8 protein-coding genes are annotated in these 17269 nt (G+C 69.8%); all 8 read right to left on the bottom strand.

Annotation, left to right across the window (positions count from 1 at the left end; all coding sequences use genetic code 11):
* Positions 1–11 precede the first annotated feature (11 nt).
* Positions 12–1145, bottom strand: coding sequence for an alpha/beta hydrolase (locus QH168_RS10340; protein WP_280234316.1), 1134 nt, complete (start codon positions 1143–1145; stop codon positions 12–14).
* Positions 1142–3355 (bottom strand): MMPL family transporter, encoded by a 2214-nt coding sequence (locus QH168_RS10335; protein ID WP_280234315.1) that lies wholly within the window; start codon positions 3353–3355, stop codon positions 1142–1144. The genes QH168_RS10340 and QH168_RS10335 overlap by 4 nt, the downstream gene beginning before the upstream one ends.
* 78 nt (positions 3356–3433) lie before the next feature.
* Positions 3434–5095 (bottom strand): FAD-dependent monooxygenase, encoded by a 1662-nt coding sequence (locus QH168_RS10330; RefSeq protein ID WP_280234314.1) that lies wholly within the window; start codon positions 5093–5095, stop codon positions 3434–3436.
* Positions 5092–6099, bottom strand: coding sequence for an AfsA-related hotdog domain-containing protein (locus QH168_RS10325; protein ID WP_280234313.1), 1008 nt, complete (start codon positions 6097–6099; stop codon positions 5092–5094). Before QH168_RS10325 ends, QH168_RS10330 begins: the two co-directional genes overlap by 4 nt.
* A complete protein-coding gene (locus QH168_RS10320; protein WP_280234312.1) occupies positions 6096–6863 on the bottom strand; it encodes a thioesterase II family protein in 768 nt (255 codons plus the stop codon). Before QH168_RS10320 ends, QH168_RS10325 begins: the two co-directional genes overlap by 4 nt.
* On the bottom strand, positions 6860–9931 hold the full coding sequence (locus QH168_RS10315) for a type I polyketide synthase (RefSeq protein WP_280234311.1): 3072 nt from the start codon (positions 9929–9931) through the stop codon (positions 6860–6862). The genes QH168_RS10320 and QH168_RS10315 overlap by 4 nt, the downstream gene beginning before the upstream one ends.
* 19 nt (positions 9932–9950) lie before the next feature.
* Complete coding sequence (locus QH168_RS10310; RefSeq protein ID WP_280234310.1) at positions 9951–15512, bottom strand: type I polyketide synthase; 5562 nt, start codon at positions 15510–15512, stop codon at positions 9951–9953.
* Positions 15509–17233 (bottom strand): fatty acyl-AMP ligase, encoded by a 1725-nt coding sequence (locus QH168_RS10305; protein WP_280234309.1) that lies wholly within the window; start codon positions 17231–17233, stop codon positions 15509–15511. The genes QH168_RS10310 and QH168_RS10305 overlap by 4 nt, the downstream gene beginning before the upstream one ends.
* Between the last annotated feature and the right edge of the window lie 36 nt (positions 17234–17269).

Raw genomic sequence — 17269 nt, 5'->3', positions numbered from 1 at the left:
TGTTGGGCGGATCAGTTCGTCGAGTACTTGTCGAGCCAGTCGGCCAGCGGATCGAAAATGCGGGCGGGAGAGCGGGATTGACCGAGCAGATGTCCGGCGCCCGCGACGACGATGGACCGCTTCTCGGGCGCGGAGACGAAACCGGCCAGCGCATCCGCGCCACCGGCGGACCAGCGGTCGTATTCGCCGTGGATGGTGAGGACCGGGACGGTGATCTCGCCCGCTCTGGCCAGATTGAGCAGCAGTCCTGGGGATTGGCTGATCAGGTCACCGCAGGGCAACTGATTCTGGAGCGGTACCGCCGCCGCGAGCACCGCGGGATCGGTGTCGGCGAAGTTGTCCGCCGCGAAGGCCGCGCTCCCCCGGTCGAAGTAGACATATCCCGTTGTGCCGTTGCCCGATTCGTGCGCGAGACCACCCGTTGCGCATTGACCGGTCGCCACCGCGACCCGCGCGAGCACCTCGGGTGAGATCGCCCGATCCGACCAGGCCATGAGGACGATCGCATCGACATCGCCGAAGGTATAGGCCGCGGTCTCGGCCAGCTGGCCACCATTGGAGTGGCCGGCGAGGAAGACCTTGCCGAAACCGGGAGCCGGATCACCGGTGGTGAGCCGGTACTCGCCCCGACGCAACGCCTGCACGATCTGATGCGCCATCGTGGCCTGCGCACCGATACAGGCGGCCGCGCCCTCGGGAACATCGCTGCTGTCGTAGCCGAGCCGGTCGATGGTCAGCGACGCGTGCCCGCGCGCCGCCATCTCGTAGGCATGGTGATAGCCGGGCACCGGCAGCCGCCAATACCATTCGCCGCTGGCGGAACTGTGCTGGTACAGCGTGATCGCACCGTCGCCGTCGAGTTGATGCCGTGGTGCGGTGAGATGCCCGCGGATGGTGTAGGTCCTGCCGTCGCCCGCGCAGGGCACGGCAGTCTCGTTGACGTTCACCACGCGGAATTCGACCGGAACGTCCACGACATCCGCGGGCGAGGTGGGTGGCGCGGCCACCGCCGGACCCGCAGTGGCCGCGAGGATCACGAGGGCAAGACCGATCCGACGGGCGAAACGCACCGCGGAACGCATGACACGAACTCCTTCATCACCCGGATGTCCGGCGGCGGCGCGGCGGCGTGAACGGATGCTCATCGGACCGACACCTTCTGGATCTCGTCGCCGCGCACCTCGGATTCCACCGGCGCGCCAGCACCCAGCCGGGTGTGCAACCGCCGCAATATCGGTGGCGCCCACCAGTTCCACGGCCCGGCCAGGCGCATGAGTGCCGGGACCAGCACACCGCGCACGATCGTCGCGTCCACCAGCACCGTCAGCGCCATACCGATACCGAGCTGTTGCAGGAAGACGACACCGCTGGTCGCGTAGGCGAGGAACGACACCGCAAGGATCAGCGCCGCCGTGGTGACCAGCGGCGAGGAGCGCGCGATTCCGCGCACCACGGACTCTCGCGCGTCGCCGGTGCGGTCGTAGTCCTCCTTGATCCGGGAGAGCAGGAAGACCTCGTAGTCCATGGACAGGCCGTAGGCGATGCAGAACATCACGATCGGGATGCTCGGTTCGATCGCCTCGGTGGGCGTGAAGTCGAGAACGCCTGCCAGGTGCCCCTGCTGGAAGCCCCACACCAGCACGCCGAACATCACCGACAGCGACAGCAGGTTCAGCACGGTCGCCTTCAGCGGCGCGAGGACCGAACCGGTCATGGCGAACAGGATGACGAAGGTGACCAGTGCGATCAGCACCGCGACCAGCGGCAGCCGGTCGAGCACACCGTCGGTGTAGTCCTGGATCCGGGCGGGCGCCCCGCCGACGAGCACCTCGAACGGCGCAGGCACGGCCCGGACCTCCTCGGCGAGATGGTTCACCCCCCGGCCGAGTTCGTCGTTGGTCGGCAGCACCGCCAACCAGGTTCCGGTGCCGGTGTCGGCGACGAAACGCGTTCGGTCCACCGCGAATCCGGCATTCGCGCCGTCGACGTAGCTGCCAGCGGCCGAATCGACCCGCAGCACACCGGGCACCGCCGACAGCCGCGCGGCGTATTCGCCGACCGAATCCGGGTCGGCGGCCGGGGCGACCACGGCGACCGCATCGGCGTCCTCGGTATCGAACTCGGCGCGGAAGGTGTCGTAGGCCGTGCGGACCGGCGCCGAGGGTTGTAGTACGCGATCGTCGGGGGCGCCGAATTGCGCGCCCAGCGCCGGGGCGCCCAGGGTCAGCACCACGATCAGGCCCGCGACGCCGCCGAGTACGGGTCTGCGCATTACGCCGGTGGTCACGCGCGTCCACAGACCGGCGCCCGCACCGGGGTCTCGGCGCGGACCGCTCGGTAGGGCACGTGTGCCGAGCAGAGCCAGTGCGGCGGGCAGGATGACGCCCGCGCCGATCACCGCGGTGAGGACGACGCCGACGCCCGCATAGGCGAACGAGGACAGGAACGGGAACTCGAACACCAGTAGCGCCGCGAGCGAGGCGCCGACGGTGACCCCGCTGAACACGATGGTGTGCCCCGCCGAACGCAGCGCCACTCGCACGGCATCGGGCACCGCGCGCCCGGATTCCAGTTCTTCCCGGTACCGGTAGATCAGGAACAGGCAGTAGTCCACGCCGAGGGCGATGCCCATGCACAGCGCGATATTCGCCGCGAACGGCGATATGTCGGTGAAGGAACCGACCACGCGCAGCACGGCCAGGGTGCCGACCACCGAGAACAGCCCGATCCCGAGAGTGATCAGGGACAGCGAGACACGACGGAGCACGAACCACAGCAGTACGAACACCAGCGGCAGGATCAGCAGCTCGGCGCGCAGGAAGTCCTTGCGTGACTGTGCGGCGATCTCGCGGAAGGCCTGATCGCTGCCCGCCAACGTCAAGGTCACCGCCGTGTTCGCATCGTCGGCGGTGACGAGGCGGCGCTCGAGTTCGGGCAGTACCTCATCGCGGACGTGGTCGGCCTCGCCCGGCGACCAGGCCAGGATCACGGCCTCGCCCTTGTCACGGCTGGCCAGTGTCGGCGAGGGCGCGACGTCCCAGTAGGACCAGGCGTCGGCTATTCCGGGTTCGTTACGGACGAGTTCGGTGAGCGTGCGCCCGGCCTCGGCGACGGCGGGGTCGTCGACCGGGCGGCCGGTGTCGGAGGTGACCAGCACCGCGATATTGGGCGTGTTCGTGCCGAACCGCTGCGCGAGCACCTGGTCGGCGGCGACCGCTTCCCCGCTGACGGATTGGAATCGGCTCTGCGTCAACGCGTTCAGCGCTCCGGCCGCCAGCAGACCGAGGACGACGAACGCGACGATCGCGCTCGCGACGACGACGCGCGGATATCGAGTGGTCAGATGGCCGATCACGGAGTTCCCCTCATTGATTGAACATATTTACGATCAATCACTCGCATTTGTGAGAATACGAGCAATCACTCGCCTTGTCTACTCGGGGCGAACACCGGGCACCGGCGGTTCATGGCCCGCGGACCCTGCGACCCGGTCCGATGCAACCGCCGAGGGCAGCGCCGGGCACCTCGCCAGCAACGCGGTGACGTCCAGATCCCGCGCGGCCGCGACGGTGTACCCATCCGGCCGGATCAGGACGAGCCGACTCCCGACCAACTCCTGCTCCGGCGCGTAACCATCTGGCGCACGGAATGTTTCGACGACGCCGAGGTCTTCGACCACCCGACCGCCCGAGACGATGGCGACGATGCGCAGACCCGCCCCGTATTCGGCGATCCGCCGCGGGATATCGCGCACCCGAGCCGATTCCCCGGCCACGGTGTCGCAATCGAGCAGCACCACCACGACGTGATCCGGCCCGTCGAGCAGTGCGCGCAGTTCGACTGCCTCGTCGTGCGCCTCGATCAGGGCCACCTCGGGCAGTGCCCGTCCGAGTGCCCGCCGCCCGCCGTGCTCGCTCACCACCGGACTGCTGCGATAGTCCAGATCGTGCTGCGCCAGCGTGGGTACGAGTCGCTTCTCCAGCAGCCCGCTGCGACTCAGGCCCGACAGCACCAGATCGCGGGCGAAGCGGCCCACCGGTGACCGCACGGTCCACAGTTTCGTCTGCCGGTCGGCCGCCTGCACGACCTCACGGGCGATGGGCGAGCGCTCGGATTCGTAGCTGTCGAGCAAGGCCTCGGCGCCCGTGCAACCCGCGATGACCGTGGCCAGTCGCCAGCCGAGGCTCGCGGCATCCTGGATCCCGGTATTGAGCCCCTGCCCACCCGCCGGACTGTGCAGATGTGCGGCGTCCCCGGCGAGCAGGCATCGACCGCGGCGATACCGCACCGCCTGTCCCATGTGTACGAGAAACTTCGTGCTCCAACCCAATTCGGCGATCTCGATCGGATAGGGAGCGCGGGCGTCGGCGATGGCCTGGAGTTCGGCCACCGAGAGCGCCTCCGAGGTCGAATCGGTGGTGCTGACATCGGCGAACACGCGCACCTGGCCATCGGGCAGCGGCACGACCACCAGAACGCCGTCCGGATGCAGGTGATAGTGCGCTTCGCCGGGCGGTACCGGGGCGGTGATGGCGCCGTCGCCGAGGGCGAACCGCCTACCGTAGGTGCTGCCCTCGAACGCGATTCCGGCCGCCTCGCGCACCGTGCTGTGCGCGCCGTCGCAGCCCACCACCCAGGACACCGTCAGTTCCTCGGTGCGGCCGTCGTGGTCGAGGACCACATCGACGGCGTCGCCGCGATCGTCGAGCGAGGCCAGCGCGGTCCGCCATTCGACGGCCACACCGAGACCACCCAGGTGGTCGATCATCACCGATTCGACCGCGGGCTGGGTGATGATCACCGGTGCGGCCTCGTTGCCGCTGCCCGGCCCGAACTCGACATCGGCGACGGACTTGCCGCGCGAGAAGTACCGCGCGGCCGTCATCGGGATGCCGTGCGCGCGGATCCGCTCCGCGGTGCCCTGCCGTCGCAAGACGTCGAAGGCGCCGTCCCACATGGTCAGCGCACGTGCCTGGTTGGCCGGTCGGCTCGCGGCGCGATCGATGATCCGGCAGGAGATGCCATTGCGGCGCAGTTCGGTTGCCAGCGCAAGGCCGGTCGGCCCCGCGCCGACCACGAGGACTGTTTCGGTCATGACGAGACCTCCGTACGGTCGGGGAACGAACTCCGGTGGCCGTCCATCGGGATGAGTTCGATGGCGCCGTCGGCGAGTACGCGATCGAACTGGCGCAGCTCGACCTCGACCCGGACGCAACCGGGCTCTTTCGATTCCGACTGCACCGCACGGCATTCCAGCGGTGCGCCGAATTCGGCGAAGTTGATGAACCGGGCCGAGCAGGCCCCCACCGCGGTGATCGGCGAAGCCAGCCGGCCCGCCCGCACCGCGGAATCGATGCTCGCCTGCCGGAACGCCTCGATGAGGAACGGGCCGGGCACATGGTCGTAGTCGTGATCGAACAGTGCCGGATGGCGTGGGTCGGGCAGCAGCGGATAGCGCGGGTCCCCGTCCACGACCTGCGGTTCGCCGATGACGACATTGCGGGAGTCGAGCCGTCCCACCGCCGCGGGCGGCAGCGGAGGCACCGCCGCGTGCGCCGGCCCGTTCGGAACCCTGGACAGCTGATAGCTGCGCAGCGCCTCGTAGTCGGTGCGGGACAGGAACACCGCGTCGGCCTCGAGGGTCATCGCGGGGACGTCGTCGACGAGCAGCTCACCGGCCAGGGTCATATTCGCGAAATCCGGGCCGCGATCCTGGCGCGAGACGATGCGGTAGTGGATGATCCCCTGCATGGGCGCTCGCTCGTCGTCGTGGAACGCGTCGAGTGCGGTGACGGCGAACTCGTAGCGTTGCATGCTGAACGGCAACGCCAGGGGAACGCCGACGTGGCGGTGCAGTACGACGAACGAGCCCTGCCGCGCCGCCTCCGCCATGGCGAACGGATCGTGGTGGGTGGTCCTGCGGTCGTACCAGAGGCTGTGCGCCCGCGGTATCTGGACCGCGACCCGGAAGGTGGATTCGTCCTCGGCCACCGAATCGGCGACGAACACCTCACCGAGCGCCCGCCGATGCGCGAGCGCCCGCGGCACGGTCTGGTCGAAGGTGAGGGCCGGTGGGGCGGGTCTGGTCGACTGGGTCATCGGATTCTCCCTGTGGTTCGGGGCACGAGGCGGCGGCGAATCACTCGCAGCACAGCGGTTTCGGATTGCCGTGGGTAGAAGTGGCCGCCGGGGAACTGCCGCCAGGTGAACGCGGCGGTGGTGTAGGGACGCCAGGCGGCGAGATCGGTGGCGTCGACGGTGGCGTCATCGAGGCCGCCGAGCGCGGTGATCGGGGTCCGCACGATGCGATCGGGCCGGTGGGTGTAGTGAGCGCCCAATTCCATATCGGCCCGCAGCGCGGGCATGAAGTGCCTGGCCAGCTCCGGGTTGTCCTTGATCTGGCCGGGCACACCGTCGTACAGCTGGTCGACCAGCTCGAGCAGTTCCGCGTCGTCGGCGGGGATGGCGATCCGCGGCGTGCGGGCCGGGCTCGCCCTTGCCGAGACGAACAGGTGCTCGGCGGAGGTCAGCCGGTGGGCGATCTCGTAGGCGAACAGCGCCCCGAGACTGTGCCCGAACAGCGAGAACGGCGGCCGGACCCGATCGCCGATCGCCTCGGCGAATTCGTCGAGCAGCGGTTCCCATGCCACGGTGAACGGCTCTCGCCAGCGCCTGCCACGACCGGGCAGGGTGATCGTGTGCACCTCGATCTCGGGGCCGAGCGCGTCGGCCCAGGATCGGTACAGCTCCGGTCCCGCACCGGAATGCGGGAAGCACACCAGACGCATGGCGGAATCCGGTTGGGGCCGTGGGCAGTCCAGTGCGGGTGCCAGTACACCGCCCGATGCGACGGGTTTCGTCACGACGGCCCCACTCCCTGGCCCGCCGTGGCGGGCGATTCCGCCGCGACGATGACCGAGGCCAGATCGCGGACGGTGCCGTGATCGACCACATCGAGCAGATCCTGTAGCCGCACCGCGGTGCCGGTCATCGCCTCGACCTGGTTCTTGACCTCGACGATGACCAGTGAGTCCAACCCGAAGTCGCGGATCACCGTCGTCTCCTCGACCTCCGCGATCGGCCGCCGTAGGGCCTGGGCGAACCGTTCCCGGATGAACCTCGTGAGGGCATCGATACGTTCGGTCGGATCGACGTCCGATCCCAGGCCCGGCTCCACCGGGTCATCCGATAGCTCCCGACCGAACTCGAGCGTCGATCCCGTCACCGGGGTCATCCGCCCACCGGCGGTGACCCGCTCCGGCAACCAGTACCTGGTGCGATCCCATTGGTACAGCGGCAGATCCACTCGGCCGGCAACGACGCCGGTCACCTGCTCCCAGTCGACGGTATGTCCCGCGGAGTAGAGATCGGCCAGGCCGCGGCGCATGGTCTCCCCCACCGGATGATCGCGGCGCATGCTCGCGACGACCGTCGCGCTGCCACCGGCGTGCTCGACGGTCGCGGTGATATCGCGGACGAGTACCGCGTGCGGTCCGACCTCGAGGAAGGTGGTGATCCCGGCTGCGTGCGCCGCGGCGACGGCGGGCGCGAAGCGCACCGCGTCGGTGAGATTGCGGGCCCAGTGATCGCCGGTGAGGTCGTGTGCCGCCGCTCGGCGTCCGGTGACCGTCGAATACAGCGGCACCACCGAGTCGACCGGCTCGATCGAATCGGTTTGCCGGGTGAGTTCGTCGGCGAACGGGCGCAGCATGGTGCTGTGGAAGGCGTAGTCCACGGGCAGCCGCTTGACGGTCCAGCCGCGCCGTTCTACGGCATCGGCCACCTCGTCGATCGCCTCCGCGGGGCCGGAGACGACGGTCGAGCGCGGACCGTTGACGGCGGCCACCGTGACGCCCACTCGCCCACCGAGCAGATCGTCGACCTCGGCTTCCGCGGCCGCGATGCTGATCATGGCGCCACCGCGCGCACCCTGTTCGGTGAGCACGGCGCGGCGCACCAGAATCTGGAAGGCCTGCTCACGAGTGAGCATTCCACTCACCGCAGCGGCCACGATCTCGCCCATGCTGTGACCGATGACCGCCGAGGGCACGATACCGCTCGAGCGCAACATCGCGACGAGAGCGAATTCGGTAGCGGCGATGCAGATCTGGGCAATGTCGGTGCGGTCGAGCCTGCTCTCCCGCTCCGGCGCGCTCAGTTCGGCGCGCAGCGACCATCCGGCCAGCCGCGCCACGATCTCCTCACTGAGGAGCAGATCTGCACGGGCGACGGGGTCGGCGTACAGCCGCTCGCCCATGCCGTGCCATTGCGACCCCTGACCGCTGAACACGAACGCCAGACCCGCGGGCGCACCGGTCCGGCGCGGTGGACGCACGAACGGCGCGGCCGCCGCGGCCACCAGTTCGGCCACCGTGGCGCCGGTCGGGCAGGTCCGGTACGGATGATGGGTGCGCCGGGTCGCCGCCGCGGCGCAGATCTCGGCCGCGGTCGCCTTGTCCGCACCGTCGAGCAGTTCGGCGTACTCCTGTGCCAGCCTGCGCGCCGACTCCCCACTGCGCGCCGAGATGGGCAGGATGAACCCGCGATCGCGCCGATCCGATCCGGTCACCGTCGCTTTCTCTGCGGCCGGGCGAGCCTCCAGCACCGCGTGGACATTCGCACCGCCGAAGCCGAACGAGCTGACCGCCGCCAGACGGCCCGTCTCGGGCAGGGCTTGAACCTCGGTCGGCAGCCCCAGCCGCGTACCGTCCAGGGTGATCTCCGGATTCGGCTGCCGCAGATGCAGATTGGGCGGTACCTCGCCGTGCTCGAGCACGAGCATCGCCTTGATCAGGCCGGTGATCCCGGCCGCCGCTTCCTGATGCCCGAAGTTCGTCTTCACCGCACCGACCGCGCACGGCACGGTACCCGCCCCGTAGACCTCGCGGATGGCATCGAATTCGATGGGGTCGCCCAGCGGTGTCCCGGTGCCGTGCGCCTCGAGGTAGACGACCTCGGACGGATCGACCTCCGCATCGCGCAGCGCACGTCGCAGCAGATCGGCCTGGGTGCGCGGATTCGGCGCGGTCAGGCCGTTGGTGCGGCCGTCATGGTTGGCCGCGGTCCCACGGATCACCGCTCGCGGCGGGTGACCCTGTGCTGTCGCCAGCGATTCGCGGGTGAGCACCACCATCGCGCAGCCTTCGGCGCGGACGATACCGTCCGCACTCGCGTCGAAGGTCCGGCACCGGCCCTCGGATGCCAGCGGCAGCACCTTCGCGGTGACATCGGTGGACACCGGCGACACGATGACGTTCACGCCACCGACCAATGCCACATCGCAGTCACCGGCCCGCAGCGCCCGCACCGCCAGATGGACCGCGGTCAACGACGAGGAGCACGCCGTGTCGACCGCCATGCTCGGCCCGTCGAGGTCGAGCAGATAGGACAGGCGATTCGCCACGATGCTGTGCGCGCCGCCGGGGGCCGTGTAGGTGTCGATGCCCGCCGGATCACCCAGCTGCATCATCAGGTAGTCACTGCCATAGACGCCGACGAACACGCCGGTCGTGGTGTCGCGCAACGTTTCCAGCGGGATGCCCGCATCCTCGATCGCCTCGTGGGCGACCTCGAGCACCAGGCGTTGCTGCGGGTCCATCCGTGCGGCTTCATCCGGTGAGATGCCGAAGAAGTCCGCGTCGAAACCATCGATCTCGGTCAGCAGCCCGCCGTACCGGATCGCCGGTCCGCCATAGGGTCCAGGGCCACGTCTACCGTCGGTGGCTTCCGACATCGGGGTGACGGCATCGAAACCTGCACGCAGCGCGGTCCACAGCGCTGCCGGATCGTCGATGCCACCCGGCATCCGTACTCCGGCGCCGAGGATGGCGATGGGTTCGTGTAGTGCCGCGGCTTCGGCGCGCAGGCTGCGGATTTCGCGTAGCGCCCGTTCGAGCGTTGCGCGCCTGCCGCCGGACTCACTCGTTGTCATCCGGTTGTCCCTTCGGTGATCAGGTGTCGAGTTCGGCTGCCAGCAGCTGTGCCAGCTCGTCGTCGGTGAGGTCGGACAGCTCGTCGTCCAGGTCGTCGGCGACCGCCGGTTGCGCCGGGCCGGTGGCGGCGGTGGCGTCATCGAGCAGGCCATCGGCGAGCCGCGCCGCGGTCGGATGGGCATAGACCAGACCGGCGGACAGTCGCCTGCCCAAGGCGGATTCGAGCCGGTTGCGCAGTTCGACCGCCATCAGCGAATCGAAACCGAGTTCCTGGAACGGCAGGTCCGGGTCGACCGGCCTGGAGGTGCCGAGGATGGCCGCCACCTGACCGAGGACGAAGGTGCGCAGGATGCCCGCGCGGACGACCGGATCCTCGGCTTCGGCCAGCGCATCGGCCACCGAGGTATCGACCGGCTCGGCCGGGGCGTCGGGCAGCAGTTCGCTCAGCAGTTCCGCGGCCGCGGGTGGCAGCCCCGAGCGGGTGAACCGTGCCGGGTCGAAGGCCGCGACCGCGAGCAGCGGCTCGGGATCCGAGAGCGCGGCCTCGAGCAGCTCCATCGCGATATCGGGGTCCAGCGGCGGCACACCGGAGCCCGCGAGCCGGTCCGCGCTTCCGGCGGCCGACGCCAAGCCGATCTGGGCCCACGGCCCGAACGCGATGCTCTTGGCCGGTAGGCCGTTCGCGGCCCTGGCCCCGGCCAACGCATCGAGGTAGGTGTTGGCGGCGGCGTAGGCGCCTTGGCCGGGCGAGCCGAACAACCCGGCCAGCGAGGAGAACAGGACGAAATGTTCGATCGGGTCGTCGAGCGTCGCGCGGTGCAGATTCCACGCACCACCCGCCTTACCCGCCAGCGCACGATGCATTCGGCTCGCATCGATCTGGTCGACCACACCGTCCTCGAGCACACCGGCGAGGTGGAAGACCGCTCCGATCGGCCGGTGCCGCGTCAGGATCGTCGCGAGTGCGTCGGCGTCGGCGACGTCGACCGCGGCCACGGCGACCCGGACCCCACGCGCCCGCAGTTCCTCGATGCGCTCCACAGCGTCCTGGTCCGGTGCGCCGCGGCCCAACAGCAGCAGATTTCTGGCCCCGCGCCCGCTCGCCCACTCCGCGACCCGCAGGCCGAGTGCGCCGAGTCCACCGGTGATCACACAGATGTGGTCCCCGGTGACCGTGAACCGGGTTCGGGTGCGTGGTGCGGGCCGCAGCCGTGGCGTCGCCGTCCCACCGTGCACGACGAGTTGCTGCGGCGTCCGGCCGTCGCGCAGTGCGCTCACCAGGTGGGCGAGCTGCGCGGCGTTCGGCTCCGCGGGTAGATCGACCGTGCTGCAACGCAGTTCACGATGTTCGGCGGCGATGACCCGGGCCAGACCGTGCAGCGCGGCGGCGGCCACCGTGTTCTCGTCTGCCGCGTGCTGAGTATTCGCGGTCAGCACCCACAATCGTGGCGGAGCGCCCCGCCAGGTGCGGGCGGCGACGAACCGCAGCAGCTCGACCGTGCCGAGTGCGTGCTCCGCAGCGGTGGCCGGATCAGCGCCGACCGGGCCGAACGCGCGTGCGTCGATGATCCCGATCGGACCGGCCGCACCACTGTCCAACTCCGCGACCAGCGATTCGTAATCGTCGGTCCCACTGGGTGATCCGACGACACAGTGGTCGCCCGCCGCCGCGAGACGGTCGGCGAGTGCCGTCGATATCGCGGTATCGGCGCCGAGGATCAACCACGCTCCGGTGGCGCCGTCGGGCGAGCCCGGATCGTGCTCGTGCAGCCCGACCCGGTAGACGCGACCGGTGTCGACCGCACGCGCGGCGGTCTTGGTCACCCGGAATTCCTGCGCCGACCATACGACCGTGTCGTCATCGGTGAGGATCACCAGGTCCGCGGTCAGGCCGTGCTCGTCGTTCTCGATCAACCGCGCATGGCACCACACGCGCGATGGCGGTGTGGCGAGGTTCGCCGCGTGCACCCGGCCCGCGCCCGAGGGCAGCGGGAGCACACCGGGTGGCAGTTCGGCATCGGCGGCCGCGGCGATGGTGTGCAGGCAGGCGTCGAGCAACGCGGGGTGCAGCCCAGCCGACCGCTGCGGCAGTCCTTCGGGCAGTTCGAATCGGCCGATCGCCTGCCCTGAGCCGCGCGCCAGTCGGGTAACGGCGCGGAACAGCGGGCCATAGCGCAATCCCATTCGCTCGAATCGTTCGTAGAACTCGTCGAGCGGCACCTCGATATCGCAGCGGCGCCTCAGTTCCTCGACACCCGTGCTGATCTGCGCCCCCAACGCCTCACCGGCGAGTCCGAGCCCACCCCTGGCGTGCACGACCACGGCGTTGCCCGCGCGGGAGGCGATGCTGAACTCATAGCCGGTCGCCACGCGCTCCATGGCGAGTTGCAGTGGCGCGGGATCGTAGGCCGTGGCGACATAGGGCGCCTCGAACCGGACATTGCTCACGACCGTGGTCGAATATCCGTCCGCGCCTACTTCCGCGGCGGCCGCGGTGACGGCGGCCAGCCAGTAGGCGCCGGGGACCACGGGCACACCGTCCACGACGTGGTCGGCGATCTCGGGTGTGCGCACAGCATCGATCGGCAACGGCCACAAGGCGAGACCGGGCTGAGTGACGACCGGGATCCGAGCCCCGAGCAACCTGCCCGCGACAGCCGCCGCGTCACCGCCGGCCGCCGGGCGCACCAGCGGAAACCGTTGGTGATTCCAGCCCTGCGAAGGGATCGGCAGCGCGGGCGCCGCCGAATACAGTGCCGTCCAGTCCACGGCGGCGCCGTGCACATAGAGCTGTCCGAGCGCGGACAGCACCGCCCGGAGTTCGTCCTCGTCCCGGCGGCTGGAGGCGATGACCACCGCGTCCGGACCGGCCAGTTCGGCAATCGACCGCTCGAGCACCGGATGCGGTGCGATCTCGACGAGGATGTCGTGGCCGTCGGCGCGCAGTCGGGTCAGTGCGTCGGCGAAACGGACCGTCTCGCGCAGATTACGCGACCAGTACTGCGCATCGGTGCCCGCGCCCTCGATCACCGCGCCGGTGACCGTGGAGTACATCGGTACCTCCGGCACCCGCGGTGTCAGTCCCGCAAGACCTGCACGCAATCGGGGCTGCAACGGTTCCACCGCCGGGCTGTGCGCGGCGAACTCGACCGAGATGCGCCGCGCGAACCCACCCTCGGCTTCGACGTCGCGCACGATCGTGTCGAGGGCGTCCGGCGGGCCGGAGAGCACCAGGGCCCGTGGGCCGTTGACCGCGGCCAACGAGACCTCGCCCCGGTATCCGTCGAGCAGCGCGTGGACCTGCTGTTCGTCCAGTTCGACCAGGGCCAGCCCGCCCGCACCGGATATCTCGGTCAGCAACCGGCTGCGGGTGCTGGCGAGCAGCGCGGCGTCCGCGAGCGAGAGGGCACCGCTGACCTGGGCGGCCGCGATCTCCCCCATGCTGTGCCCGCAGACCGCCGATGGCTCGATTCCGAACTCACGCCACATCTGCGCCAGCGCCACCTGCATGGCGAACAGCGCGGGCTGCACCTGCGCGGTGCCGTTGGCGACGATCCCGTGCTCGGCCGACCACAGCGATTCACCGAGCAGGGGCGCGATTTCGGCGTCACAGCGCCGGATGGCCGCGTCGAAGGCGGGCACCGCGGCGGCGAGCCGTTTGCCCATCCCCGCCCATTGCGACCCCTGACCGGGGAAGACCAGGCCGATCCGACCGATTCGAGACGCCGCCGTCGCGGGTCCGCAGACGCCGGGAGTGCGTTCACCGTCCGCGATCGCGGTGAGGCCGTCGATCAGTTCATCGATGTCACCCGCCACCACACAGGCGCGGTGCAGATCGTGATCGCCGCGCAGGGCGGCAGCCGCCGCGGCACGGGCGGGCCAACTCGGGTCGTCGACGTTATCGGCGGCCAGGCGCGCCAAGGCCCGTGCGCGCCGCCGCAGACCACGTTCGGATCTGGCCGATAGCGGGAAGAGCACCGTCTCGGCGGCCGGACCGGTCACCGGCTCCGTCGCGGGTTCGGCATCGGCCGGAGCAGTGGCGAGGACGACGTGCGCATTGGTCCCACCGAATCCGAACGAGCTGACACCGGCGAAGGCCGTCTCATCACTGGCAAGCGGCTCCGCGGCCTCCTGTACCCGCACCGCGACCCGATGCAGTTCCAACCGCGGATTCGGAGTCTGGAAGTGCAGTGTGCGGGGCAGCGTCCGATTATGCAGCGCCAGAGCAGTTTTGATCAGGCCTGCGATACCCGCCGCGGCTTCGGTATGGCCGAGGTTGGATTTGGCCGAACCGATCCGCAACGGCCGATCGTCCGGACGATCCGCGGCCAGCACCGTGGCCAGCGCACCGACCTCGATCGGATCGCCGACCGCGGTACCGGTGCCATGCGCCTCGACATACGTCACCAGGGCCGGGTCGACGCCCGCGTCGCGGTAGGCCGAGCGCAGCACCCGCTCCTGCGCCGGGCGGCTCGGTGCGATCAACCCGTTGGTACGGCCGTCCTGGTTGACGGCGCTGCCGCGGATGACCGCGTACACCCGGTCACCATCACGGCGGGCGCGGGCGAGGGTCTTCAGGACCACCACGCCCGCACCCTCGCTGCGCACATAGCCATCGGCCCGCTCATCGAACGGCTTGCACCGACCGTCCGGCGCCATCAGGCTGCCCTTGCCGAAGCTCTGCGCGATGCGCGGACTGGCGACGATATTGACGCCACCGGCCATGGCCAGATCGGATTCACCCGACCGCAGCGATCGGCAGGCCAGGTGCACCGCCACCAGCGACGATGAGCAGGCCGTATCCACGGTCATGCTCGGACCACCCAGATCCAGGCAGTAGGACAGCCGGTTGGCGATCACGCTGAGCGCGGAGCCGGTGCCGTCCGACGACGCGGTCTCGGTGCCCGGCGCCAGCACCGCGGCGCCGTGGTCGTAGGTGGAGGCGCCGATGAAGACGCCGGTCCGTGTGCCCGCCAGCCGTCGCGGCCCGAGCCCGGCGTCCTCGAGCGCGTTCCACGCGACCTCGAGCACGATCCGCTGCTGCGGATCCATCCGCGCCGCCTCCCGCGCCGCGATGCCGAAGAACTCCGCGTCGAAACCCTCGACGTCGGCAAGGAATCCGCCCCAGCGCGGGTTCTCGTCGGTGAGCGCCGTCGTGTCCCAGCGATCCGCCGGTACCTCGGTGACGGCGTCGATACCGTCGCGGAATACCCGCCACAGCTGCTGCGGGCCGTCTCCGCCGCCGGGGAAGCGGCAGCCGATCCCGACGATCGCGATCGCATCGTTGTCGACGATTTCCGGGACAGGCGCCGACTCCGGCTGGTCCACCGCCGCATTCCCGCTCGCCGCGACGATCGCCGAGACCGCTTCCGCGATCGTCGGATGGTCGTAGGCGAAGGTCGGCGACAGGGTCAGTCCGGTCCAGCGTTGAAGATCATCGGACAGCTCCACGGCCTGCAACGACGACATCCCGAAGGCGACGAACGGCGCGTCCGGCGTCAGCGTGGCCGGATCGACCCGGACGAGTTCGGCGATCCGCGCGGTCAGCCACTGCTGCACGCGGGCGGCGTCGGCGCTCATCGCGCGCCCTCGCTCAGCAGCGCCGGAACCGCCGCTTCGAGTGTCCCCGCCGCGTAGGCCTCCCGGCAGGCATGCCGCTGTAATTTGCCGCTGGAGGTCTTCGGCAGGGTCGCCGGCGCCACCAGGACGATGTCGTGCGGGGTGACCGAGAATTCGACCGTGACAGCCGACCGCACGGCCGCCGTCACCTCGGCGAGGTCGAGGCCATCCGCATCGGTCTTGACCTCGGCGACCACGATCAGCGCCTCGGCTCCCCCGGCCTCACCGGCGAATGCCGCGGTGCAGCCGCGCCGGATCGAAGTACTCGCGGCCTCCACCGCAGCCTCGATGTCCTGCGGATAGTAGTTGCGGCCGCCCAGGATGATCAGGTCCTTGCGCCTGCCGACGACATAGAGTTCACCGTCGTGCAGCACGCCGAGATCGCCGCTGCGCAGATACGGCCCGTCGGCCGGTTCGGTGGTCGAGGCCGAGAAGGTCTCGGCGGTCGCCGCCGGTTTCTCCCAGTACCCGGCGGCCACATCGGGGCCGCCGATCCAGATCTCGCCCACCGTGCCATCCGGCAGCGCGACACCGGTGTCCGGGTCGACGATCGCCAGCCTGCGATCCAGTTCCGGCCGCCCCGAGCTGACCATCACCTGCCCGCTGCCCGGCGCGAACCGCCCGGCGTGCAGCTCCGCACGATCGACCTCCACGCGCACCGCCCCCGCCCCGCGCACGGCACCCGTGGTGAACAAGGTCGACTCCGCGAGTCCGTAGCACGGGTAGAAGCTGCGGGCATCGAAACCGTGCGGCTCGAACGCCGCAGCGAACTGTGCGAGCGTCGCCTCCCGGATCGGTTCCGCGCCATTGAAGGCGACCTCGAGCGAGCTGAGATCGATGTCCTCGCGCTCGGATTCACGAATGCGGCGGCAGCACAGCTCATAGGCGAAGTTCGGTCCGCCGGTGATCGTCGCCGAATACTCGGTCACCGCGCGCAACCAGCGCACCGGCCGCTGGACGAATTGCAGCGGCGGCATCAGCACGGTGCTGCATCCGGTGTAGACGGCGGGCACGACCGTGCCCATCAGGCCCATATCGTGGAACAGCGGAAGCCAGCCGACCACTCGCGCGTCCCGGTGGTACCCCATGGCACGACTGATGAGTTCCTGGTTGTACATCAGCGCCTCATGGGTGACGACCACCCCTTTCGGCGCGGAGGTCGACCCGGAGGTGTACTGCAAGAACGAGATGTCCGCACCGCGCACCGCCACCGGCTCGAAATCGGTGTCGTCCCCAGCGTCGACACCGATCCAGGTGAGTGCCGAAAGCTCCGGCGCGAGAGGCACCAGCAGATCGCGGATCTGCTCCGGCGCGCCGGTCAGGACGATCCGGGCGCCGCTGTCGCGCGCGATGGTGCGCAGCGTCGCGATCCGCCGGTCCGACGAGAGCGGAAACGGCGGATACACCGGCACCGCAACAACTCCCGCGAACTGGCAGGCGAAGAACGCGAGCACGAAATCCGGGGCGTCCGGGGCGAGGATCAATGCCCGCTCACCGGGCGCGACGCTCGCCGCCAGCCGCTCCGCCAGGGCGCGAGCCCGACGTTCCAGCTCCGCGAACGTCCATGAATGCGATTCGTTCTCGCCGTCCGGCAGGAATGTGAAAGCAGTCCTGTCCGCACTGTCGGCGGCGCGATGGGAAATCGACTCCCCCAGGGTTTGCGTGCGCGGCGTGAGCAGCATGAAAACTCCTCGTTCTCGGATTTCGCAGATCGATCG

Source organism: Nocardia cyriacigeorgica, from assembly GCF_029868385.1.
Lineage (GTDB): Bacteria > Actinomycetota > Actinomycetes > Mycobacteriales > Mycobacteriaceae > Nocardia > Nocardia cyriacigeorgica_F.
The sequence above is the reverse complement of the archived record's forward strand: the minus strand, read 5'-3'. Positions and strand labels throughout refer to the sequence as shown.